The following is a 23,432-nucleotide window of genomic DNA, read 5'->3' on the forward strand; positions in this document are numbered from 1 at the left end:
TCCTTATATAGCAAAAGCATGAGCAAAAATTGATTTATCTATGCTTTTATATTATTTGTAATTATTTAATCAATTCGCTTCGTCTTTCCAGAAGTACAGTATCTCTCCAGATTCCATTTTGTTTCCCTATTTTTTCGCGAATGCCTAATATTCTAAATCCAGCTTTCTCATGGATGCGCAGACTTGCTGCGTTTTCAGGAAATATACCGGCCTGTAAAGTCCATATACCTTCGGCTTCACTCAGATGAACAAGCTCATTTAAAAGTGCAAGACCTATTCCATTGCCGGAATGTTCAGTGTCAACGTATACGCTTACCTCGGCTACACCCGCATAAACACATCGTGAAGAAACAGGAGTAAGTGCTGCCCAACCTGTAAGCAAATCATCACTTTCAGCAACAATTCTACAAGTAGCAAGATGCGAATTATTCCAGTCTTCCCAAGTTGGTGTAGTGGTCTGAAAAGTAGCGTTTCCGGTATTTATGCCTTTTTCATAAATTAATCTAACCTGCTGCCAATCGGTATCCAATAGTTTTCTGATTTTCATATTTATGAGATTAGCAACATTCGTTTCTCTTTTTTTCAAGATGAGCTGTAATATGTTCGAAAAAGCCTTTTATTTTTTCTAATCCTGGTTCATTAATACAGTAACAAATAGAGTTACCATCAATACTTCCTTTTATTAAGCCAGCATTTTTAAGTTCCTTAAGATGTTGTGAAACCGTTGGCTGAGAGAGAGGTAATTCGTTAACTATATCTCCGCAAATGCAAGTGTCTACCTTTAACAGATATTCCATAATTGCTATACGTGCAGGATGTCCTAAAGCTTTAGCTAAAATTGCTAATTCGTTTTGATTATCTGTAAAGTGATCTGTTTTTGTAGCTCCCATCGTTTTATATTTATATTGCAATATTACGATATATATTTAAAATAATAAGCCTTTATAGTATTTTTTATTTTAGGTCAATTTGTTTTAATAGTCTAAAATAAAGCAATTGTTTGTAGAAACTCTAGCAAAAAGAGATAAAGAGCAGCTCAAAGCGGTTTTCGATAATTATTTCCTATTGAAAGATGCACTGGTAAAAACAGATGGTAAAGCTGCCGCGTCAGCCTCAAAAGAATTATTGACCGCAATATCTTCCGTAAAAATGGAAACGCTAAAAACAGAAGAACATATGGTCTGGATGAAAGTATCCAAAGATATGAGTCAACAAGCTAATAGTATTTCAGCTACACAGGATATTAAAAAGCACCGTGAATTTTTCAATCCTTTGTCTAAAAATATGTATACCCTGATAAAAACTTCAGAAGCCGTTTATTACCAATACTGCCCGATGCAAAAGACAAACTGGCTGAGCAAAGAGAACACAATTAAAAATCCTTACTACGGTTCCCAAATGCTGGGTTGTGGTAAAACTGTAGAAATAATTAAATAGAAAAAAAGATGAAAGCAATACTTATCATATTAAATGCATTTTTTGCATTTAATTTAACCGCAACAGCACAAACAGCTGCAAAAAATGAGGAGCAAAAAATAGTTTATATCTGCCCTTCACATCCTGAGGCGATGAACCCAAGTTCTGGATTATGTCCAAAATGTGGCATGAAATTAACAAAAACGACTCAAAAGATAGATACTAATGCTCAAAAAGGAAGTCAGCCTATGAGCAAAACGGTGACAAAATATGTGTGTCCCATGGACGGTTCAACTTCTGATCAAACAGGGGACTGCTCTAAATGTGCCATGAAGATGGTAAAAGTTACCGAAAAAATAGACACCCATGCTCAAAAAGGAAGCCAGCCTATGAGTAAAACCGTGACAAAATATGTCTGCGCGAAGGATGGGGCAACTTCAGACCAACCCGGTGTATGTTCCAAATGCGGAATGGAAATGGTAAAAGTCACTGAAAAAATAGATACCCATGCCCAAAAAGGAAGTCAGGCTATGAGTAAAACGGTGACAAAATATGTTTGTCCTATGGACGGATCGGTTTCTGAAACTCAAGGGAAATGTACAAAATGCGGAATGGAAATGATTGAAAAAGGATCGGATAAAAAATAGGAATCTAATAACGAAAATGCTGTCAATGGCAGCAATAAAGGATTACTGCCCTATGGCAAACGAGCTCTATGGATCAGTGAAATAAAAGAGATCACAAAACCCTATTATAGATCAAAAAAGAGCAACTGCGGATCAATAAAAAAAACATTCTATAATGAAACAATTCATCAGAAAGATTCTTTTTATTGGGTTAATTATCTTTCTGCTGATGCAATTCTATTAGCCTGTCCTAAATTCCGATTACGGACAGGTTTTATCAATCCATATTTCTAAAGTCTATCAAATTCCTGTAAATATCGAATCAATCTTGCAGACTTCCTGCTATTACTGCCATAGCAATAACACCCAGTATCCGCGGTATTTCTACATTCAGCCTGCACGACTTTTCATGGAAAGCCATATTCCCCAGGGGAAGAAGGATTTGAATTTTAGTGAGTGGGAGATTATTAGAAACGAAAACAAGGAAATAAATTAGACTGAATTATAAAGCAGGTAAAAGTGAACAAAATACCTTTAAATCTACAGGCTTTTTATTTAATTATGTACAGCTTAAAAATAAGTTGATATTCCCATATTAAACCCATCCGTAATGGATGGCGGATTAGAAAAAATGTCCCTTTGTTTTAAATAGCGATAGTTTAGGCGGATTACGGTCTGAGAGGTGGGCCTAAAACTAATGGCGGGCATTATACTCCATAGATCTTCACCAATATTGCCTGCGGTTTCTTTAAATTTTCCCACATTCCAATCCACGTATTCCAATCTGCAGGCGATGCTTACGGTTGCTTTTTCCCATCCCAGCATTGTTTTTCTCAGGATGGGCTGTACAATATCTATAAAGCCCCCCCTTTGTTTGTTTCCAAATTGCTGGGAGTAGGTCTGGGGTACATCAACATAAATCCAGGCAAATTCTGTAGTGATAAAGGTTTTGATTTTTGGCAGTGTCGTGTTAAAATCCAGGGCGAAAACAGCTACCCGTCTTTTTTGGTCAACAACAATTCCGTCATCCTGAAATTTGTTATAAATCCCTCCCATATATGAAATTCCCAGTTCGCCTATTTTACTGTTTCGAAGGGCTATTTTTCCAGTAAATAAGGGCTCACCGCTATTTATTTCCTCAAATCTTTCGGGGTTGTTTTTTGCCGCGGGCAGGAAAGTTTTATTCTGGGTGTTCTCAATTATAGAATTATCGAAACTCCCTGATAAATAGGCTTCATAGCCAAACATCCAGTTTTTTGTGTATTTTTTCCCAAAAAGCCCCACTCCGGCATTACTAAAGGTGGCGGGCAGCATCTGGGTAGATGAAATTGGGCGGTCGGTAAATTCCCATTTAGGCCCGTCATGATTTTGATTGAAGGAGCCAATCGGATTCAAAATTATTCCGGCCCTTAAATTGACCAGAGGATCAAATTCAACATCTACAGATGCAAATTCGATTGCAATCTCTTTGCCTCCATCTTCAAATTCAATTTCACTTAAAAACTTTACTCTTTTGCTAATAGCTGATGAGATGAAAACAGACAGTCTTCTGGCTTGAAACTGATGGCCTTCCGATACTCCGTCCGTGGTCAGTTTCTGCCAGTTTATTTCAAGATACCCACCAATAGAAATTGGTGTTTTGTTTGCATTCAATGCCGGTCTGTTGTACAGGGCATCCATGTTTAAGATGTTTTTTACAGTATCTTTAGGTATTCTTTTAAGTAAACTGGGATCAATTTGCGCAAAAGAAGTTAAATTAAAAAGAAGTGTAAAAAGGAATATATAAGTTGGTTTTATTCTCATTTCAGGGATATTTTCAGGAAGTTGTTTTCAATTGCTATTGGAAATTTTCTAAGATCTCTCTCAGCAGGCCCATTTTCTAAAACCCCTCTGCTGCTAAACTCGCTTCCATGCGCAGGGCATTGGAGTTTATCTCCAAAAACCTGTAATTCTGCGCCCTGATGCGTGCACAGCATAAACATGGCGCAATAATCCTCTGCACTAAATCGATACACGCAAATCGGGGCTTTTAATATTTCATTTTGAATGATGATGTATTTTTTGAATTCTGTTTTTGTTCCCTTTTGTATTATAAAATCAGAAACGGGAACTAAAAGATCAGAGTCTTTGATCTCTCTTGATAGAATCTGGGAAGAAGCACAGCTTTGTAATAAAGTTGCTCCGGTTAATGCTGCCAGGCATCCAAAACCGCATGTTTTTAAAAATTGTTTTCGATCCATTGATTATAATGATTTTATAAATTTCAGTAAAGCTTCTTTGTCTTGTGTGGAAAGTTTTTCAAATGCATTTCTGCTTTGCTGCGCCTCGCCGCCATGCAATGTTATGGCCTGCTCAATGGTTTTTGCACGGCCGTCATGCATCAGAAATAAGTTTCCTCCCTGTGAATTTTCTGAAAGGCCGATTCCCCAAAGTGGCGGTGTCCGCCATTCGTAGGTTTTGGCGCTTCCTTCTGTATAACCATCGTCTAATGCACTTCCCATATCATGCAAAAGCAAGTCAGTGTAAGGGGCAAAAGTTTTATAAGAAAGGGAGTTTACAGGAGCATAACTTGTCTTGAGCTCACTTTTATGACAAGCCGCACAATTAATTTGAGCAAATATGTTTTTACCGCGGATAACACCGGCATCATTCTGATTGCGCTGAATTGGGGCTTTTAAGGTACTTAGGTAAAAAACAACATCGTTGACTTTGGAAGTTGGAATCTCAGGATCAATCTCTAAATTAGAATAATGGTCTATGGGATTGTAAAAGGATGCTATTCCCATGTCCTGATTGTAGGCGTTAACTGTCTGATGCAGCAAATCAAAGGCGGATGCTTTTTTTCCGTATCTCCCAATGTATTTACCGTTTTGGATTATTGCCGTGGGGGCTGGAATGGAATAATTGGGTATAGTAATCCAATTTACAGCCCCTGAAATGCCATCACCATCACTATCGTCAGGATCTGCCATTGCTACGAGATCCGCATCTGAAACATATTGCAGAAAACCCAGTCCTGTAAATGCCGGCGGGGTAAATTTGGAGAATGTTGCCCCGGCTGGAATTTGTTCGGGTAAAAAACCCGGAAGTGCCCTGTTTTGGAGCTGTGGGGCTCCTTGATTTAAAAACAGATTTCCAGTCTCATTGATTTGTCCAAAGCGGGTAAGGGTGGTAAATAAATGTCCTTTTCCATCACCCGCATGGCAAATTATACAGCTCGTTCCAACAAATGTTGGTCCCAGGCCTGTTTCGCGTGTAAAAACTTCGTTTACAGCTGCATCACCTCTTAAGAACTGCGCAGCTTCAGAATAAGACAAACCATCGACTGGACCGTCCAGTAGTTGGTCATCAGCGGGTATTTCAACATAAGTTGTATCACAAGATAATAGTGAGAAACATAAGATTAGCAGCAAGAAAGATTTTCTTAAAAAAATATTTAAATAACACATGGTTTAATTTTTAGACAAAGCTAAAAAAATATTTAGAATAATATTGTTTTTCTTAAAATATTTTAAGGCACAATATTTTATATTTTGTAAATAATAAAAGTCAAATGACAAAACCACATATATAAAAATAAAAAAAGAAAAAATTGCCGCAGAAACCTTTGTCTGCTGATCTTATTTACGTGCGATAATGAAAAGGATAATGTAATGTTTTAGTATTCATCTTGAATAATTATCAGGGATTTAAAAAAAAAAACTTACTTTTGCAAAGTTGAAACTTACAAATACCATATTATCAATTATCTTGTTAGTACTTTCGTGTATGCCATGTGCAGATATGAAAGCAGCTGTTTCGCGTACTGTAACAGAATCCAGTTTCAGCCATGATGATGATCATTCTCATAACAATAAGCTTGATTTATGTTCGCCGTTTTGTATCTGCAGCTGCTGCGGCTTGCAAATGGTAAATTTGTCGCAGGTACTTATTGACTTTCCAATACCTTTTAAAAGAATTAACATACAATTGCCTACCTATAAATCAATTTTTACTTCCAATTTCTTCGGAAGTATTTGGCAGCCTCCTCAGATAGTATAATAAAGTCCGTCCCGACACTTCGAGATCCGGGTCAGATTGTGATTGCTCACAAATAAAAGCAAAGCTACTTTAGCTGATTTTTAATTCATTGTAATATTTCCAGCCTTTGGCAAAATTTAATATTGAGCTTTATCAAGAAGCTTATATATTTTTATTTGCCTTAATTCTATTTTGCCTTATGCAGTATTGCAATTGAAGGTAAAATTATTGCGTGAATACCAGCACTTGTTTTTAAGTTATTGAACAGCAGTTTTACGATTATTAATTTTTAAATAATAGTAAAAATCACAAATCTTGAAAATTTTAATGCTATTGTCCTTTGTACCGGTCATTACAAAGGAAATGCATCTCAAATAATCAAAAATATACCTTTCAAAAATCCCCTAAACTAAGAGATAAAATAGGAAAAGAAAAAAAACTCTGAAAGGTTTAATTTAAATAATTCTACTGTAAATTATGTTCTATAAAATCAATATATCACCGCGTTACAATTTACTTTTTGCATTTTTATTTTGGTTCCTTGCATTCTCGTTCATTATGCGCATAGTACTCATTATTTGGCAGTACGACGAGGTTTCTCTTAATTTGTTTGTAATTATTCGAACATTGTTAACTGGATTGTTTTATGACATAGGCACTATTAGCTATGTTTTAATTCCTTCACTGCTCTATTACTTTATTGTTCCTAATAAATGGATTGGATCATGGCTTGATAAAACCTTAGTTTGGTTTTTCACTTCTCTAATAATTTTTATATTAGTTTTTACTTTTTTTGCTGAGATTACCTTTTGGGATGAATTCAAAACAAGGTTTAACTTTATCGCTGTAGATTATTTGATTTACACTCATGAAGTAGTTGCCAATATACAGGAATCATATCCATTACCAATGCTTGTTTCTGGTGTTTTAATGATAACTTCAATCATACTTTTTGTTTTTTACAAATTAAATATTATTAAAAGCACATTCCAATCCAGGGTAAGTATTAAAGACAGAATTATTACCTTATCCGCTGGAATTGCTATAGCATTATTTTTTACATTTTTCATTACAAATGAGCAGGCAGAATGGTCTAAAAACCGATATAATTCTGAAATTTCAAAATCGGGTATTTATTCTTTTTTTGCAGCGTTTAGAAACAATCAAATGGCATATAATGAATTCTATACTTCAGTCAAAAATGTAGAGGCTTTTAATGTTGTCAGAAATAAATTAAAAGATAAGTATAGTAAATACGAAATAGAAGGATTATCCATTCATAGAACAATAACAGACACTACCAACAAAGAGCCAAGTAAGAAGAATGTAGTTTTTATTCTGGTAGAAAGCTTAAGTGGAAGTTTTATGAAAGAGTTTGGCAACACAGAAAATATAACACCATTTTTAGACAGTTTAGCACAAAAAAGCATCTTCTTCGAAAATTTATATGCCACAGGAACCAGAACTGTCCGCGGTATGGAAGCAGTGACGCTCTGTATTCCTCCAACACCGGGGCAAAGTATTGTCAAACGTCCTGAGAATCAAAACTTATACACCATTTCAAATGTTTTTAAAACAAAAGGATATAGCACTAATTTCTTTTATGGAGGCGACGGTTATTTTGATAATATGAACTCCTATTTTGGAGGAAATGGCTTTACAATTTACGATCGTGGCCGCGGCAGTGTATTGAGTGATAAAATCAGGACAATACGAAATAACATTGACGATGATGAAGTAACATTCGAAAACGCTTGGGGAATTTGTGATCAGGACATCTATTCTAAAATGATTAGAGTAGCTGATGGACATTACAGGAGAAATAAACCATTTTTCAATTTTGTAATGACAACTTCGAACCACAGGCCATTTACCTATCCGGACAATACTATAGATATTCCATCGGGAACCGGCCGAGAAGGAGCTGTGAAATATACTGATTATTCCATAAAAAAAATGTTTGAGGAGGCTAAAAAGAAACCCTGGTTCAAAAATACTGTCTTTATAATCATTGCGGACCATTGCGCCAGCAGTGCCGGAAAAGATGAAATAGATGTGGCCAATTACCATATTCCGGCTTTTATAGTAAATTTTCCAAAAGAACTGAATCAAAAAGTGAATAAGCAATGTTCTCAAATAGATTTTTTTCCAACTTTTTTTGCAATGATGAATTGGAGCTATGAAAGCAACTTCTTTGGTAAAAATGTATTGAAATCAAATTTTGAACAACGGGCCCTGATAGGAACATATAGAAAACTAGCCTTAATGAAAAAAGATAAAGTAATGATTTTATCCGATCAGAAAAAGCAGACTTTTTATAAATGGAACAAAACCGATAATAGTCTAAAAACACTACCAATGGATAAAGCTTTTCTTAATGAAACAATTTCATGGTATCAGACTGCCGATTATTTATTTACCAACAAACTCCTAAAATAATGATATCCATTCATTTTATTCTCAATCCAATATCAGGTACGGGAAAACACAACTTCGGAAAAACCGAATTAGAAAAATATTTTCCAAAGAGCATTTATAAGATTGAAGTAGATTATTCAAATTATAAAAGACACGCCATAGTACTGACCCAAAATGCAATTGTCAAAAAGCCCCACTATGTTGTAGCATGCGGCGGGGACGGCACTATAAACGAAGTCGCATCTTGTCTGATCAATACTGAAATTAAGTTTGGAATTATTCCGGTTGGTTCTGGAAATGGTCTGGCTTCAAATCTAAGTATTTCAAGATCACTGGAAAAAACAGCCGAAATTATACGCAGGGGCAGAACAAGATTTATTGATGTTGGAAAAATAAACGGGCACTATTTTTTCAGCAACGCTGGTGTTGGAATTGATGCATTAATCATAAAGAAATATGAGAGATACAATAAGAGAACTTTGATTTCTTATCTCCGGGCTGCAATAGCATCCAGCATTGAGTTTAAGCCAATTCAGGCAACACTCTCATTTAACGGTAAAATTATCGATACAAATGCCTTTATGCTTTTTATTTCTAATTCAAATCAAATGGGATATGGAATGACCCTTACACCTGATGCAAATTTAAATGACGGTCTTTTGGATTTAGTGGTTGTCCCAAAACTAAGTTTTCTCGATAAGATACTTTTTGGTCTGTGCGTGCTAACCAATAAAATTGAAAAATTCAAAAAAGCAAGACACATATTAATCGAGAAATTACATATAGAGATGCCGGAGAAAATTTTCCTGGACATACAAATTGACGGCGAATCACACAACTTAAAAACCAATAAAATTGAAATAGCAGTAATAAAAAGCGGTCTGGAGGTTCTGGCGCATTAAGCTTTAAAAGAAATAAGAAATAACAAGTAAAATGATATTTAGGTATTTTGCACGATTAACCTGGATTGCTGATAAAGCCTGTAAAATTCAGCATCTGATATGGTAAAGACAAAGAAAATAATTCTGCTGAAATTAATCCCTGTATTTTCTTGGATTTTAAATTAATTACACATTTCAACATGGCAAAACAAAGAACAAAAAAACAGAACAAACCAAAATATCAACCCAAAACTAAATCTAAAAAGCCAATTACAGCATACGCTGTGATTCGTGTTTTAATGATAATTTTAGTGTGCTTAATATTGTTAATAGGAATAGTAGCAAAGGTTATTCACTATTTTGAGTTTCACTGGAAATAATTAGTTATAATAAATAAAAAATTATTACTTTTATAGCTTGAAATTTACAATCTTCATATTATCAATTGTTTTACTTCTACTTTCGTGTATGCCTTGTGCAGATATAAAAGTAGATAGTTCAGTGTATGGTAAAACAGAAGTAGCTTCAAACCACGAAAAACATTCTCACGATAAAGAAAATGATTTATGTTCACCGTTTTGTGTTTGCAGTTGTTGTGGTTCACAAATGACAACTTTTTTGCAATCTATAATTATTGACTTTCCAATACCTTCTAATGGTATTAAAACACAATTACCTACATACAAATCAATTTTTACTTCCAATTTCTTCGGAAGTATTTGGCAACCACCTCAAATAGCATAATGATGCCCCGTCTTTTTGGACGGGGTTAGAATCTTGTGACCTTTTCACAAATAATAGCAGATAATTTATTTGCTAATTTCTAATTCATTATAATATTTTCAATGTTAGACAAAATCATACAATTTAGTATAAAGAACAAGTTTATTATACTTTTATTTACCCTTGTGCTTATAGCCTGGGGGAGTTATTCTCTTAAAAACTTACCTCTGGATGCTCTGCCAGATGTAACCAATAATCAAGTACAAATTATTACTACTGCCCCCACATTGGCAAGTCAGGAAATAGAGCAATTAATTACCTATCCTCTTGAACAATCTGTAAAAACAATTCCCAAAGTAATCGAATTGCGAAGCATTTCTCGTTTCGGATTATCGGTAGTAACCGTAGTTTTCAAGGACGATGTAGATATTTATTGGGCCAGAGCACAAGTTTCACAACGGCTAAAAGTAGCCGAAGAAAACATACCGGCATATGCAGGAAAACCAGATTTAGGCCCTATTTCTACAGGTTTGGGCGAAATCTACCAATATGATGTTTATGCCAAAAAAGGCTATGAAGACAAATACGATGCCGTAAAATTGCGAACCATTCAGGATTGGATTATCATTCCTCAATTACAGGGAGTTGAAGGCGTAGCTGAAGTAAGTACATGGGGTGGAAAATTAAAACAATATGAAGTAGCGGTAAATCCAAATACCTTAAATAGTCTTGGAGTAACCATCACAGAAATATTTGATGCTTTAGAACAAAACAACCAAAATACAGGTGGTGCTTATATCGAAAAAGACCAATATTCTTATTTTATTCGTGGTGTTGGTATGGCTACCGGCATCAAAGATTTAGAAAATGTAGTAGTCAAAAATAGAAATGGTTCACCTGTTTTAGTACGTGATGTAGCAGAAGTAAGAGAAGGAATTTCCTTGCGTTATGGAGCTTCTACAAAAGACGGGAAAGGCGAAATTGTTTGTGGTATGGCCCTTATGCTGAAAGGTGAAAATTCAAAAGCCGTAACCGAAAGGGTAAAAGAAAGAATGGTTCAGATTAACAAAAGCCTGCCCGAGGGAGTTGTTGCCGAAGCCTTTATTGATAGAAGTAAATTAGTCGATAATGCCATTGGAACGGTAACGAAAAATTTACTTGAAGGAGCATTAATCGTAATTTTTGTACTGATTTTATTTCTTGGTAATCTTCGTGCGGGATTAATCGTTGCTTCCGTAATTCCGCTTTCGATGCTGGTTGCCGTTATACTTATGAACGCTTTTGGCGTCAGCGGAAACCTGATGAGTCTTGGAGCAATCGATTTTGGAATTATTGTCGATGGCGCAGTCATAATTGTCGAAGCCACTATGCATCATTTGCAGAAACTCAAAAGAAAAAAAGATTTAACCCAATCTGAAATGGATGAAGAAGTATATCAATCTGCTTCAAAAATTAGAAATAGTGCTGCTTTTGGGGAAATCATTATCTTAATTGTCTATTTGCCAATTCTGGCATTAGTAGGAACAGAAGGTAAAATGTTCAAACCTATGGCAATGACGGTAGGATTTGCTGTAATCGGAGCCTTTATTCTTTCTTTGACTTATGTTCCTATGATGAGTGCCATGTTCTTATCCAAAAATACAGAACACAAATCTAATTTCAGTGACCGTATGATGGCTTGGTTAGAGGGTATATATACCCCATTTCTTGAAAAAGCATTACTTTTCAAAAAAACCGTTCTGGCAATCTCATTAGGATTATTTGTCCTGGCAATCGTAATTTTTCAAAATATGGGTGGCGAGTTTATTCCAACAATTGAGGAAGGGGATTTAGCTATTAATGCTACTATTATGACAGGAAGTTCGCTTTCGCAAATGGTAAAAACGACTACAGAATACGAAAAAATTCTAAAAGCAAAATTCCCCGAAATAAAAACGATTGTGACTAAAATAGGCAGCGGCGAAATACCAACCGATCCAATGCCAATTGAAAGTGGAGATATGATTATTGTATTGAAAGACAAAAGTGAATGGACTGGCGATTATGACAACTGGGAAGATTTAGCCAATGCAATGAAAGAAGAAATGGAAGCCATTCCAGGTGCCAATATAGAAGTATCGCAACCCATCCAAATGCGATTCAACGAATTAATGACAGGAAGCCGAAGTGATATTGCCATTAAAATATTTGGTGATGATTTAGAAACTTTAGGAAACAAAGCTACCGAGTTAATAAGCAAAATCAATAAAATTGAAGGTGTGGGCGATTTAAAAGCCGATAAAGTAACCGGATTGCCGCAAATTACTGTAAAATACGACTATAATAAAATAGCATTATACGGTTTGAATATTACTGATATCAATCAAATTATCCGTTCCTCATTTGCAGGAGAAAGTGCCGGTAAAATCTATGAAGAAAGCAAACGATTTGATGTAGTAGTAAGAATGAATGCTACTAATAGAAGTGATATTACTGATGTAAGTAACCTTTTTATTCCTCTGCCTAATGGTCAACAAGTGCCGCTTTCACAAGTAGCAACGGTTTCGTATGAACAAGGTCCTGTTCAGGTTTCCCGTGAAAATGGTAGACGTAGAATTACTGTTGGATTAAACGTTCGTGGTCGTGATATTAAAAGTGTTGTCGAAGAGATTCAGCAAAAATTAGACAAAGATTTTAAACTTCCAGCAGGTTATTACGTAACCTATGGCGGACAGTTTGAAAATTTAATTGAAGCTACTAAAAGACTTTCGGTAGCGGTGCCAATTGCATTAGGATTAATAATGGTTCTTTTATTTTTTACATTCAATAGTATGAAGCAGGCGGGATTAATATTTACCGCTATTCCACTATCAGCTATTGGTGGTGTTTTTGCCTTGTGGATGCGAGGAATGCCTTTTAGTATTTCGGCAGGAATTGGATTTATAGCCCTTTTCGGAATTGCAGTGCTAAATGGAATTGTATTGATTTCCTATTTCAACCAGCTAAAAACCGAAGGAATAACCGATCCATTGCAACGAGTTTTAATGGGTACAAAAACACGATTACGTCCTGTTTTAATGACAGCTGCTGTAGCCTCTTTAGGTTTTATGCCAATGGCATTATCAACAAGCGGTGGTGCCGAAGTACAAAAACCATTGGCAACCGTAGTTATTGGCGGATTATTATCAGCCACGTTATTGACATTGATTGTTTTACCAATTTTATATTTACTCTTTGAGAAAGGAATTAAAGGAAGAAGAAAAAAAATAAAAACTTCATTCGTTACCTCAATTGTTTTATTGATAAGTAGTTTTTCTTTTGCTCAAAACAGTCAGCCTATTTCACTTCAAAAAGCAATAGAAATGGCAAAAACAAACAATATCGATTTAAAAATTGCCGATAAGGAAATTGAAAAACAAACGGTGCTGAAAAAGACTGCCTTTCAGGCAGATCCTTTGCAAATACAGTACCAGGGCGGGCAATTTAATAGTAAGTATTATGACAGTAATGTTTCTATACAACAATATTTCCCAATAGGAAGAATTACAAAAGCCAACCGACAATTGCAGGAAGAATTGGTAAAGCTAGCAGAAAAGCGAAAAGCATTATCCGAATTTGAAATTGAAAAAGCGGTATCAATCGCTTACTATCAATATTTATACGGCGTTACTATTCAAAAGCTAAATACAGATTTATTGGATATTTATTCTAAATTTCTGAAGAATGCAGAACTTCGTTTTGAAACAGGCGAAAGTGGAAAAATTGAAGTAATCAGTGCCAAAGCAAAATCGAAAGAAATTGAAACCCAGCAAGCACAACTCGAATTTGATTTGGCAATTTATCAAAAGCAATTGCAGTTTTTTATTCAAACCGAAGATAATATTGTACCGGATAGTGCAACACCAATGAAGTTTTCAATGCTGTCGGATGAAAACCAATCTAAAGCAGCAACTTTAGTAAGTGATTATTATACACAACAAATTTCGGTGTATCAAAAAGAAGCCAATACGTTTAAAGCAATGCGAACTCCAAAATTAGGATTGGGTTATTTTGCACAAACCATTGATACCAAATCTTATTTTCAAGGATTTACCGCAGGTTTGCAAATTCCTCTATTTGGTGGTGTAAATTCAGCTAAAGCCAAAGCATCAGCCATTAGTATTTCGCAATCCCAATTAGAATTGGATAAAAATAAATTGGCTTTGAAGTTAAAAATGCAGGAATTGAAAAATGATTTCGAAAAACAACAAAAAGCATTAGAATACTATCAAAAAGAAGGTCTGCAATATGCAGAACAGATTATTGCAACAGCGCAAAAAAGTTATGCTAATGGCGATATGAGTTATTGGATGTACATTAGTTTTTTGAATCAGGCTATCGACATCAAAAAACAAAATGCCGAAGCTACCAATGCTTACAATCAAAGTGCCATTCAATTACAATTCCCATCCATTTCTAACAATTAATAATTTCTACAATGAAAAATATAAAGATAAATACAATTTCAAATATCAAGATTAAAACCACACTCTTACTACTTACTTCTTGCCTCTTACTTCTTACTTCTTGTGGAGAAAAGAAAACAGAAGAAGCAGCTCACGAAGAAGAAAAATCAGAAAATGAAGTAGCATTAACTGCTATACAATACAAAACTGTTGGAATTCAAACAGGTTCTGTAGAAAATAGAAATTTGAATTTAGTGATTAAAGCCAATGGATACACTACAGTTCCACCACAAAATATGGCAAATGTTTCTACTTTAATTGGTGGAACGGTTAAAGATATTTTAGTTCTTGAAGGTACTTATGTAAACAAAGGAAAAGTATTGGCTACCATTCAAAACCTGGAAGTAGTTGAAATGCAGGAAAATTATAATTCGGCTATTGCCAATATTGAATACCTGCAATTAGAATACAATCGTCAGAAAACATTAAGCGACCAAGATGTAAATCCTAGAAAATTGCTACAGGAAGTAAAAGCAAAATTAGCAATTGAAAAAGCAAGAGCTAAAGCATCTAAAGATAAATTACAGGCTTTGAATATGAGTACTAAAGGATCAAGTGTGGTACCAATAGTTTCGCCGATATCAGGTTATATTGGGAAAATTAATATTGCCAAAGGCGCATTTGCCGAAACAGGAATTACACTTTTTGAAGTAGTTGATAATAGCCAAATGCACTTGGATTTGAATGTCTATGAAAAAGATTTAGGATCTATTGCCGTAGGACAAACGATAGACTTCATCTTAACAAATCAAGGAAATAAATCTATAAAAGGAAAAATATTTGGGATCAATAAATCATTTTCAAACGAAAGTAAAACCGTAGCCGTTCACGCCAAAATTAATCCGGCTGATTCCAAGGATTTAATTTCGGGAATGTATGTTTCTGCCAATATCAGTATTAAAAATGCCACTGTTCCTGCCCTGCCAAAAGATGCTGTAGTAAAAAATGGCGATAAATATTTTGTTTACATTCAGGAAGAACACGAAGAAAAGGCTACAGCTAAAAAACCTGAAGCTCATGCGCATAAAGAAGGCGAAGCACATTCTGAAGAAACAGCAGGCGAAGAAGAAGGACACAACGAAATTCATTTCAAAGCAATTGAAGTTGTACCTGGAACTACGGATTTAGGTTATACCGAAGTGAAATTTGTGGAAGAAATCCCTGCCGATGCAAAAATTGTAACCAAAGGTGCTTTCTATTTACTATCCGCATCGAAAGGTGGTGGAGAACACGAACATTAGTAATTGTATTATGGAAAATAAAAAATCACATTGGGAAAATGTTTTCACAACAAAAAAACAAACGAAGTGAGTTGGACACAAAAGTATCCCAAAATCTCAATGGATTTTTTAGAAAGTTTAAACCTATCAAAAACCGCCAATATCATTGATATTGGCGGTGGCGATAGTAATTTCGTAGATGCATTATTAGAAAAAGGCTATCAAAACATTTGGGTTTTGGATATTTCAGCAGTAGCATTAGAAAAAGCTAAAAATAGATTAGGAGAAAAAGCCAACTTGGTGCATTGGATTGTTTCAGACATAACCGAATTCAAATTCGATATAAAATTTGATTTTTGGCACGACAGAGCTGTTTTTCATTTCTTGACCGATGAAATAAGTAGTAGCAAATATGTAGCTTTAGTTGAAAATGCAATCGCTCCGAATGGAAATTTCTTACTAGGCACTTTTTCTGAAAATGGACCTTTGAAATGTAGCGGATTAGAAATAAAGCAATATTCTGAAAATTCGATGAAAAATACTTTTAAAGAAAACTTTGAAGTTATAAAATGCTTTACTGAAAATCATATTACACCGTTTGATACCATTCAAAATTTTCAATTTTGTGGATTTAAAAAAACGATATGATTTCTGCTATAAAAATCACAGCCTATTTTATTCTTGCAGGTGTATGTGAAATTAGCGGAGGTTATCTTGTTTGGCTTTGGCTGAAAGAAGAAAAATCCGTTTGGTATGGTGTTACAGGAGCAATAATTCTTGCTTTATATGGATACGTAATGACTTTGTAAACTACCTCTTTTGGAAAATATTATGTTGTATATGGAGGTGTTTTCATTGTTATGGCGCTGTTGTGGGCATGGAAGATTGATAATTTCAAACCCGACAAATACGATTGGATAGGAACTGCAATAATACTCATTGGTATAGCGGTGATTTTATTTATGCCAAGAAAATAACAAAATAAGAATATAAAACTAACGTTAAATACTGATAAATTGTAAGAAATAAGACTTTTCCCTTATTTGCTTTCGAGGGATTAGTAATTGGACTTGGAAATTAAACTTCACGGAAATTGTATAACAACTTATTAAAAAAAATTATGAAAAACGTATTAAAATCAACTGTTTTATTAGCACTAACTCTTTTTTTATTCTCTCAAAATTGTTTTGCCCATTCGTATTGGCTTGAAGTAAAAGGCAATGGCAAAGTAAATGATACAGCCACGGTATATTTATATTTTGGGGAATTTGAAAAGGGATTGAGAGAAAGCAAAGAACATTTCTTTAAAAATATGGAATCGTTTACTGCCTATTATTTGGACTCAAAAGGAGTAAAACAAGATTTGATTTTGCAAAGAGACAGCAATTGTTACAAAGCAAGTTTTGTTCCAACTAGCGATGGAATTTACACTATAATGATGAAAGAAAATTCAAGAGCAGTTCAAGATTGGACAAAACACGGCTTGGGAATTATTAGACCTTTTGAAAACTTAAAAGCAAATTATAATGTTGGAAATATAAAAAATTCACAACTCGCAAATTTTGAAACAAGAAAAATAGATATTATCGTTAAAAAAGAAAAATTCCAATTAGTTCTCGATAATAAAGAATTTGCAAATAAATCAATATCAATTACTAATGACAAAGGTAAATCGGAGGAAGTAAAAACAGATAAAAATGGTTTTTTTACTATCCCAAATTCAAAAGGTATGTTTATTATAGATGTAGATTATAAAGATGGTATTAAAGGAGAATACAACGGTAAACCCTTTGATAACAGCAGATATAAATATGCGTTAACTCTATATGTACACTAAATATTTCACTGATTCACTTTAACATAAAACAAAATAACTGTTATGACACATCAACACAAATACGATGCAAACGGCAAACAGCTTTGTTGCACACAGGAAGAAAAGATAAATAATAAAAGTGGTTGTTGTTCTAACTTATAATAAAAAAGGAAAATATTCAGACCATGATGATAACAACCATTAATAAGAGGACATAGTAAATGTGTACTGTTTAGTATTAGTTCATTTGCGTTTTAATTTTTTGTTCAAAAAAATAAGACAATGAGAAACAATGTATATCTGTTTAAAGTAACCACTTCAATAATATTATTGTTGTTGCTGAATTTTGCAAATGCACAGAATTCAGATATTGATTTTTTAAGAAATATCAATCTAAACCGAAACAAATCACAAGATCAAGCATTAAAAGTAGTCACAAATAGTCTAACTCCTGTAAGCATTGCGACTCCTGTTATTATGTACTCTGTTGGATTGATTATGAAAGACAGTACAGTCAAAAAGAAGGCGATCTTTGTTGGGGAAACTTTGCTCGTTTCAAGATTTATTACATTGGCTTTAAAAAAAACAGTAAATAGAGACAGACCTTTTGAAACTTACTCTGATATTGAGCAAGCAACCACAGCAACTGGTTCTTCCTTTCCTTCAGGGCACGCTTCTTTAGCTTTTGCAACTGCCACATCCTTGAGTATGGCGTATCCAAAATGGTACATTATTGCTCCTTCGTTTGCCTGGGCAAGTGCAGTTAGCTATTCTCGTATGGCATTGGGTGTTCATTATCCAAGTGACGTGTTAGCTGGCGCAATCATAGGAAGCGGATCAGCTTATCTTTGCTATAAATTGAATAAATGGATTAATAAAAAACATAGTAAAAAAATCCCACAGCTCTGGGAATAATTATAATTTAGATTATTAGCAGACTTTAAGTTTATTTTTTATTATAATCTATTTGAAATAAAACATCAACACAAATATGATCTAAACGGCAAATAGCTTTGTTTGTAAACTCAAATAAAAATTAATCATAAAATTCATGACAACGGACAATAAAGCAATACACATTTAAAAATTAAACTAATTAATAGAAATAAATTTATGGACATAAATGCCGAATTAATTATTGTATCTAAATTGATTGCTTCTTTTTTGTTAGGGGCTTTTATTGGTTTAGACAGAGAAAAGCACGGTCATGATGCAGGAATAAGAACCTATGCAGCAGTTTGTATTGGCGCAACATTATTTACATCAATAACTGCACATTTGGTAAATAATCCAGTGGACACTTCAAGAGTAATTGCAAATATTGTAACGGGTGTTGGTTTTCTTGGTGCAGGAATTATTTATCGTAATTCTAGTGCAGGAACATCGCATGGCTTAACAACTGCAGCAACAGTATGGTGTACTTCAGCTGTTGGAGTTGCTATAGGGCTAAATATGTTTATTATAGCAATAATTGGTTCTGTAGCATTGTACTTTTTACTTTCATTACACCATTTGAAATGGTACATTAAATGGAAAGAAAAAATGATTAAAAAACATGGAGAAGAGCACGAGAACAACTGATAAATGAGGCCTTAAAAAAACACAACATCAACTTGGGAATGAATTTAACAAATCTATAAAGATTTTATTTTCCATATAATTAACCTACTTATGCTGATAAAAAACAACTATAAAGCCATTCTTTTTTTTCTAAAAGGGCTCAAATGGCAAATTGTGTTGATCATATCCTATGCAATAATTGCAAGTTTATTTGATCACAGCCCTGTTGGGGTTTTAATAAATATCCCAATTACTATTTCAACGGTTATAGCCACAATGATATCATTATTATTGGCATTCAGAATTGCTCAATCGTATGATAGATGGTGGGAAGCCAGAAAAGTATGGGGCGAAATTGTTAATGATTCCAGAACCTTGATTAGGCAAATAATGCTCTTTATACCTAATCCTAATAGTGAAGAACGAAAATCTGAAATTAAAATATTTGCAGAGAGACAAATAATATGGTGCTACACACTTTCAGAATCTTTGAGAGTACAAAAAACTTCTAGTAAAGTGCAGCAATATTTAACGGCACATAATTTACAAGCAGATAATATCCCACTGCTTTTAATACAAAAGCATTCTGAAAACTTGCATTTTATCACAGAAAAATATACACTAAATTCAAATCAACAAGTACAAATAGATACAACGATAGCTAGATTAACGGATGCTATGGGTAAGTGCGAAAGAATAAAAAATACAGTTTTCCCAAAAAATTATAGCTATTTAATTCATTGTCTAATTTACTTATTTGTGACCTTATTACCTTTTGGTTTAAGTGAAATAGATATTATTACTGAAATTTTGTTAACCTCTTTAATTCCTTTAATGTTTATCGCATTTGAAAAAACAGCTATAATAATGCAAGATCCATTTGAAAATATACCTACTGATATTCCTATGACAACAATTTGTAATACCATAGAAAATAATATCAATCAAATTATAGGAGAAGTAAATTATCAAAAAGAAAATATGCGATTCGAAAAATATTATAAAAATTAAATTTATAGCAAACAAATAATCAAAAAATAGGATTTGAAAAACAGTTAAAAAACTAAAACATTTAGCATTTCTATTTAAACTTTTAAAGTACGCTTTTATGATTACAAATTTAGTTAAGTAGCTCAAAAATAATTTTCAAAAAAATCAAAAATGAATATTTTTTAAGGATTTTGATTAGTAGATTTTAGAGTATTTTACAATAGTTGCCTTTGTTCACTTTTAAATATTCCTTTTAACAGGAAAGATAATTTAATTTAAAATGGAAAATAAAATAAAATATCACTGGATTGAAAAAATTTCTGGAGTTACTAGATTAATTATTTCTATACTATTTGCATTAATTGTATATTTTATATTATTCACTTTTAAAATTGACAACCAAAGTAAAATTATATTGAGTTGGGATACTTTTTGTATGACTAGTTTGTTTTTTTGTTGGATACTTTTTTTCTCAACTAATGAAAATGAATTATGTCACATTGTTGCTAAACAAGACGAAAACCTCAAAACTATTTTTAGTATTGTAATTATTGCTATTGTATTAAGTCTTTTTGGAACTTTGTCACTTATTAATCAGACTAGTAATATAACCGAAAACAAACTATTTCATTCTATTATATCCTTATCACCAGTAGTATTTTCTTGGTTACTTTTGCATACCACTTTCACAATTCGTTATGCCCATTTATACCACGATCATAACGAACTCAACACAGGTTCTAGCATTGGAGGAATCAAATTTCCGGGTAAGACAAAACCTGATTATCTAGATTTTGCTTACTTTTCTTTTGTAATTGGTATGACCTTTCAGGTATCTGACGTTATTATAACTTCAAAAACTATTAGAAGATTTGCTTTAATGCATAGCCTAATATCATTTCTATTTAACACAATTATAGTGGCACTCACTATAAGTGCAATTTCTAATTTAAAATAACAAATTAAAAAAATAAAATTATGAAAAATACAGACTCAAATCATATACACAAATATGATGCAAAAGGCAGACAAATTTGCTGTACGCAAGAAGAAAAAATAAATCATCTGGCAGATAAAAATATCAAAGTCAAAACTAAAAAAGACAGTTGCTGTGCTGATGAAAAACCAGTAAAAGCCGCACACAGCAATAACGATGGTCACAACCATGACAAACATTCAGATGATGACGGTCACGACCACTCTAGTGGTGACCAAACGGCGTTTCAAATGTTTTTACCAGCTGTAATAAGTTTTGCATTGTTGCTTATTGCTATTGGTTTTGATAACTATTTTCCACAAACTTGGTTTACAGGCTGGGTGCGTGTTGTTTGGTATTTAGTTGCCTATGCACCGGTAGGTTTCCCTGTAATTAAAGAAGCTTTTGAAAGCATTCGTAAGGGCGATATTTTTTCAGAGTTTTTGTTAATGTCCATTGCAACTATTGGCGCATTCATTATTGCAGAATATCCGGAAGGGGTGGCAGTAATGTTATTTTATGCAGTTGGCGAAGTATTTCAGACACTGGCAGTACAAAGAGCAAAAATGAACATTAAATTATTATTGGATCAAAGACCAGATACCGCTACGGTAATTGAAGGGGCAAATAGTATTTCTAAAAAAGCGTCCGAAATAACTATTGGAGAAATTATCCAATTGCGCCCGGGAGAAAAAGTAGCTCTTGATGGAAAATTACTTTCAGACACGGCTTCTTTGAATACAGCTGCTTTAACAGGAGAAAGTAAACCTGACACGAAACAAAAAGGAGAAACAATTCTTGCAGGAATGATTAATCTAAATACTGTTGTTCAAATTGAAGTCACTACAGCCTACAACGATAGTAAATTATCCAAAATTCTTGAAATGGTGCAGGACGCAACAGCTAAAAAAGCACCAACAGAATTGTTTATTAGAAAATTCGCTAAAATTTACACGCCTATTGTTGTGTTTTTAGCAATTGGAATTTGTTTGCTTCCAATGCTTTTTATTGATAATTATGTATTTAGAGACTGGTTGTACAGAGCATTAGTTTTCTTGGTTATTTCTTGTCCTTGTGCGTTAGTAATTTCAATTCCATTAGGATATTTTGGAGGAATTGGCGCAGCAAGTAAAAACGGAATATTATTTAAAGGATCTAGTTTTCTCGACATAATGGCAGCTATTCAAGCAGTAGTAATGGATAAAACAGGAACGCTGACCAAAGGTGTTTTCAAAGTTCAAAAAGTAATAGCCGTTGGTGTTCCCGAAGCTGATTTAATTAAATACACATCAGCACTCGAAACCAAATCAACACACCCTGTTGGAACAGCAATTATAGAATATGCTAAAGGTGCTGAAAAAAATGTGAATGTCACCGATGTGGAAGAAATTGCAGGACACGGACTAAAAGGAAAAGTGGATGGAAACGAAATCCTGGCAGGAAATGTAAAATTGATGAAAAAATTCAATATCAGCTATGATGCCGAAATTGATAATACACCGTTTACAATTATTGTTGTTGCCATCAATCAAAAATATGCCGGCTATTTTCTAATTGCAGACGAAATCAAGGAAGATGCAAAACAAGCAATTCAAAGTCTGCACAGCATAAATGTAAAAACAGTAATGCTGTCGGGCGATAAACAAGTAGTTGTAGAAGCTGTTGCCAAAGAATTAAATATAGATCAGGCTTATGGCGATTTGCTGCCTGAAAATAAGGTCGAAAAAGTAGAGGAACTTAAATCTCAAAATTTAAAAATTGCTTTTGTCGGCGATGGTGTAAATGATGCACCTGTTGTGGCTTTAGCAGATGCCGGAATTGCAATGGGCGGTTTAGGCAGTGATGCTACTATTGAAACGGCTGATATTGTAATTCAAAACGACCAGCCTATTAAAATATACACAGCTATAAACATCGGTAAAAAGACCAAACAGATTGTCTATCAGAATATTGGTCTGGCATTTGCCGTAAAAGCGGTCGTTTTAATTCTGGGTGCCGGCGGGCTGGCTACCATGTGGGAAGCCGTATTTGCAGATGTAGGTGTGGCACTATTGGCAATACTTAACGCAGTAAGGATTCAGAGGATGAAATTCTAGAACATCAGGAAATCTATTTTCAAAACAATCCGTGTCATTTACTTATGGCACGGATTGTTTTATTTTATCCGCTGGGCAATAAATCAGAAAAACATTCAAGAAAGGCAGAAATGCTGTCCAAAAAAGAAAAAGAAGATACCTGCCAAAACAGTACTCATGGAGTTTGACAAGTTCAGTAGGTTTGGTAGTATAGATTTTTATTGATG

At 34.0% G+C, this 23,432-nt stretch carries 21 protein-coding genes and 1 pseudogene; 17 read left to right on the forward strand and 5 right to left on the reverse strand.

All coding sequences use genetic code 11. The features are described 5' to 3' along the window. Positions 1-61 precede the first annotated feature (61 nt). Both AC3ITQ_RS10525 and AC3ITQ_RS10530 read right to left on the reverse strand, forming a co-directional pair. Positions 62-547, reverse strand: a complete 486-nt coding sequence (locus AC3ITQ_RS10525) for a GNAT family N-acetyltransferase (RefSeq protein ID WP_291286660.1) — start codon at positions 545-547, stop codon at positions 62-64. Between the two features lie 10 nt (positions 548-557). Continuing rightward, positions 558-890, reverse strand: coding sequence for an ArsR/SmtB family transcription factor (locus AC3ITQ_RS10530; RefSeq protein WP_291286661.1), 333 nt, complete (start codon positions 888-890; stop codon positions 558-560). A 106-nt stretch (positions 891-996) separates the two neighbouring features. On the opposite strand from AC3ITQ_RS10530, the gene AC3ITQ_RS10535 reads away from it, so the two are divergent. The 3 genes from AC3ITQ_RS10535 (at position 997) to AC3ITQ_RS10545 (ending at position 2,538) form a co-directional block, all read left to right on the forward strand. Next, complete coding sequence (locus AC3ITQ_RS10535; protein WP_291286662.1) at positions 997-1,437, forward strand: DUF3347 domain-containing protein; 441 nt, start codon at positions 997-999, stop codon at positions 1,435-1,437. Positions 1,438-1,445: 8 nt separating this feature from the next. Further along, a complete protein-coding gene (locus AC3ITQ_RS10540; RefSeq protein WP_291286663.1) occupies positions 1,446-2,063 on the forward strand; it encodes a heavy metal-binding domain-containing protein in 618 nt (205 codons plus the stop codon). A gap of 307 nt (positions 2,064-2,370) precedes the next feature. Next, on the forward strand, positions 2,371-2,538 hold the full coding sequence (locus AC3ITQ_RS10545) for a heme-binding domain-containing protein (protein ID WP_291286664.1): 168 nt from the start codon (positions 2,371-2,373) through the stop codon (positions 2,536-2,538). A 74-nt stretch (positions 2,539-2,612) separates the two neighbouring features. Here AC3ITQ_RS10545 and AC3ITQ_RS10550 read toward each other — a convergent pair whose 3' ends face one another. Genes AC3ITQ_RS10550 through AC3ITQ_RS10560 form a run of 3 tightly spaced genes read right to left on the reverse strand, consistent with a single transcriptional unit; the run spans position 2,613 to position 5,455 of the window. Beyond that, positions 2,613-3,845: a hypothetical protein gene (locus AC3ITQ_RS10550; RefSeq protein WP_291286665.1), complete on the reverse strand. Its 1,233-nt coding sequence runs from the start codon at positions 3,843-3,845 to the stop codon at positions 2,613-2,615. Then, positions 3,842-4,282, reverse strand: coding sequence for a Rieske (2Fe-2S) protein (locus AC3ITQ_RS10555; RefSeq protein ID WP_291286666.1), 441 nt, complete (start codon positions 4,280-4,282; stop codon positions 3,842-3,844). The genes AC3ITQ_RS10550 and AC3ITQ_RS10555 overlap by 4 nt, the downstream gene beginning before the upstream one ends. Before the next feature lie 3 nt (positions 4,283-4,285). Continuing rightward, entirely contained in the window at positions 4,286-5,455 is a 1,170-nt protein-coding gene (locus tag AC3ITQ_RS10560; RefSeq protein ID WP_395433569.1) for a di-heme oxidoredictase family protein, read from the reverse strand. A gap of 304 nt (positions 5,456-5,759) precedes the next feature. Here AC3ITQ_RS10560 and AC3ITQ_RS10565 point away from each other — a divergent pair, with 304 nt between their 5' ends. From AC3ITQ_RS10565 to AC3ITQ_RS10630, 14 genes and pseudogenes are all read left to right on the forward strand, one after another. Beyond that, positions 5,760-6,083 carry a DUF6660 family protein gene (locus AC3ITQ_RS10565; protein WP_366046699.1) on the forward strand — a complete coding sequence of 108 codons (324 nt, stop codon included), beginning with the start codon at positions 5,760-5,762 and terminating at the stop codon, positions 6,081-6,083. 537 nt (positions 6,084-6,620) lie between these two features. Continuing rightward, positions 6,621-8,501, forward strand: coding sequence for an LTA synthase family protein (locus tag AC3ITQ_RS10570; RefSeq protein WP_291286669.1), 1,881 nt, complete (start codon positions 6,621-6,623; stop codon positions 8,499-8,501). Next, the gene (locus AC3ITQ_RS10575; RefSeq protein ID WP_291286670.1) at positions 8,501-9,382 is read left to right on the forward strand and encodes a diacylglycerol/lipid kinase family protein; all 882 of its coding nucleotides are present in this window, start codon (positions 8,501-8,503) and stop codon (positions 9,380-9,382) included. Before AC3ITQ_RS10570 ends, AC3ITQ_RS10575 begins: the two co-directional genes overlap by 1 nt. Positions 9,383-9,778: 396 nt before the next feature. Further along, positions 9,779-10,105 (forward strand): DUF6660 family protein, encoded by a 327-nt coding sequence (locus AC3ITQ_RS10580; protein ID WP_366046701.1) that lies wholly within the window; start codon positions 9,779-9,781, stop codon positions 10,103-10,105. 101 nt (positions 10,106-10,206) lie between these two features. Next, positions 10,207-14,529 (forward strand): CusA/CzcA family heavy metal efflux RND transporter, encoded by a 4,323-nt coding sequence (locus AC3ITQ_RS10585; RefSeq protein WP_291286671.1) that lies wholly within the window; start codon positions 10,207-10,209, stop codon positions 14,527-14,529. Positions 14,530-14,540: 11 nt separating this feature from the next. Further along, the gene (locus AC3ITQ_RS10590; RefSeq protein WP_291286672.1) at positions 14,541-15,809 is read left to right on the forward strand and encodes an efflux RND transporter periplasmic adaptor subunit; all 1,269 of its coding nucleotides are present in this window, start codon (positions 14,541-14,543) and stop codon (positions 15,807-15,809) included. A 99-nt stretch (positions 15,810-15,908) separates the two neighbouring features. Further along, complete coding sequence (locus AC3ITQ_RS10595) at positions 15,909-16,436, forward strand: class I SAM-dependent methyltransferase (RefSeq protein ID WP_366046704.1); 528 nt, start codon at positions 15,909-15,911, stop codon at positions 16,434-16,436. Beyond that, positions 16,433-16,765: pseudogene (locus AC3ITQ_RS10600) on the forward strand (YnfA family protein). The gene AC3ITQ_RS10595 and the pseudogene AC3ITQ_RS10600 overlap by 4 nt, the downstream one beginning before the upstream one ends. 143 nt (positions 16,766-16,908) lie before the next feature. Further along, positions 16,909-17,625 carry a hypothetical protein gene (locus tag AC3ITQ_RS10605; RefSeq protein WP_291286673.1) on the forward strand — a complete coding sequence of 239 codons (717 nt, stop codon included), beginning with the start codon at positions 16,909-16,911 and terminating at the stop codon, positions 17,623-17,625. Between the two features lie 261 nt (positions 17,626-17,886). Then, a complete protein-coding gene (locus tag AC3ITQ_RS10610; RefSeq protein ID WP_291286674.1) occupies positions 17,887-18,519 on the forward strand; it encodes a phosphatase PAP2 family protein in 633 nt (210 codons plus the stop codon). A 198-nt stretch (positions 18,520-18,717) separates the two neighbouring features. Next, on the forward strand, positions 18,718-19,185 hold the full coding sequence (locus tag AC3ITQ_RS10615) for an MgtC/SapB family protein (RefSeq protein ID WP_291286675.1): 468 nt from the start codon (positions 18,718-18,720) through the stop codon (positions 19,183-19,185). Positions 19,186-19,275: 90 nt separating this feature from the next. Beyond that, positions 19,276-20,175 carry a bestrophin family protein gene (locus AC3ITQ_RS10620; RefSeq protein ID WP_291286676.1) on the forward strand — a complete coding sequence of 300 codons (900 nt, stop codon included), beginning with the start codon at positions 19,276-19,278 and terminating at the stop codon, positions 20,173-20,175. 259 nt (positions 20,176-20,434) lie between these two features. Further along, positions 20,435-21,112 (forward strand): DUF1345 domain-containing protein, encoded by a 678-nt coding sequence (locus AC3ITQ_RS10625; protein ID WP_291286677.1) that lies wholly within the window; start codon positions 20,435-20,437, stop codon positions 21,110-21,112. 20 nt (positions 21,113-21,132) lie between these two features. Then, the gene (locus tag AC3ITQ_RS10630; protein ID WP_291286678.1) at positions 21,133-23,226 is read left to right on the forward strand and encodes a heavy metal translocating P-type ATPase; all 2,094 of its coding nucleotides are present in this window, start codon (positions 21,133-21,135) and stop codon (positions 23,224-23,226) included. The last annotated feature ends 206 nt before the right edge of the window (positions 23,227-23,432 follow it).

The organism is Flavobacterium sp. KH_001 (assembly GCF_057840745.1).

Excerpts from the sequence above, each read along its gene's own strand:
- AC3ITQ_RS10595 (WP_366046704.1), top strand. The coding sequence starts at position 15,909 with ATGGATTTTTTAGAAAGTTTAAACCTATCAAAAACCGCCAATATCATT.
- AC3ITQ_RS10575 (WP_291286670.1), top strand. The coding sequence starts at position 8,501 with ATGATATCCATTCATTTTATTCTCAATCCAATATCAGGTACGGGAAAA.
- AC3ITQ_RS10585 (WP_291286671.1), top strand. The coding sequence starts at position 10,207 with ATGTTAGACAAAATCATACAATTTAGTATAAAGAACAAGTTTATTATA.
- AC3ITQ_RS10605 (WP_291286673.1), top strand. The coding sequence starts at position 16,909 with ATGAAAAACGTATTAAAATCAACTGTTTTATTAGCACTAACTCTTTTT.
- AC3ITQ_RS10525 (WP_291286660.1), bottom strand. The coding sequence starts at position 547 with ATGAAAATCAGAAAACTATTGGATACCGATTGGCAGCAGGTTAGATTA.
- AC3ITQ_RS10590 (WP_291286672.1), top strand. The coding sequence starts at position 14,541 with ATGAAAAATATAAAGATAAATACAATTTCAAATATCAAGATTAAAACC.
- AC3ITQ_RS10540 (WP_291286663.1), top strand. The coding sequence starts at position 1,446 with ATGAAAGCAATACTTATCATATTAAATGCATTTTTTGCATTTAATTTA.
- AC3ITQ_RS10550 (WP_291286665.1), bottom strand. The coding sequence starts at position 3,845 with ATGAGAATAAAACCAACTTATATATTCCTTTTTACACTTCTTTTTAAT.
- AC3ITQ_RS10570 (WP_291286669.1), top strand. The coding sequence starts at position 6,621 with ATGCGCATAGTACTCATTATTTGGCAGTACGACGAGGTTTCTCTTAAT.
- AC3ITQ_RS10610 (WP_291286674.1), top strand. The coding sequence starts at position 17,887 with ATGAGAAACAATGTATATCTGTTTAAAGTAACCACTTCAATAATATTA.
- AC3ITQ_RS10625 (WP_291286677.1), top strand. The coding sequence starts at position 20,435 with ATGGAAAATAAAATAAAATATCACTGGATTGAAAAAATTTCTGGAGTT.
- AC3ITQ_RS10530 (WP_291286661.1), bottom strand. The coding sequence starts at position 890 with ATGGGAGCTACAAAAACAGATCACTTTACAGATAATCAAAACGAATTA.
- AC3ITQ_RS10630 (WP_291286678.1), top strand. The coding sequence starts at position 21,133 with ATGAAAAATACAGACTCAAATCATATACACAAATATGATGCAAAAGGC.
- AC3ITQ_RS10555 (WP_291286666.1), bottom strand. The coding sequence starts at position 4,282 with ATGGATCGAAAACAATTTTTAAAAACATGCGGTTTTGGATGCCTGGCA.
- AC3ITQ_RS10615 (WP_291286675.1), top strand. The coding sequence starts at position 18,718 with ATGGACATAAATGCCGAATTAATTATTGTATCTAAATTGATTGCTTCT.
- AC3ITQ_RS10620 (WP_291286676.1), top strand. The coding sequence starts at position 19,276 with ATGCTGATAAAAAACAACTATAAAGCCATTCTTTTTTTTCTAAAAGGG.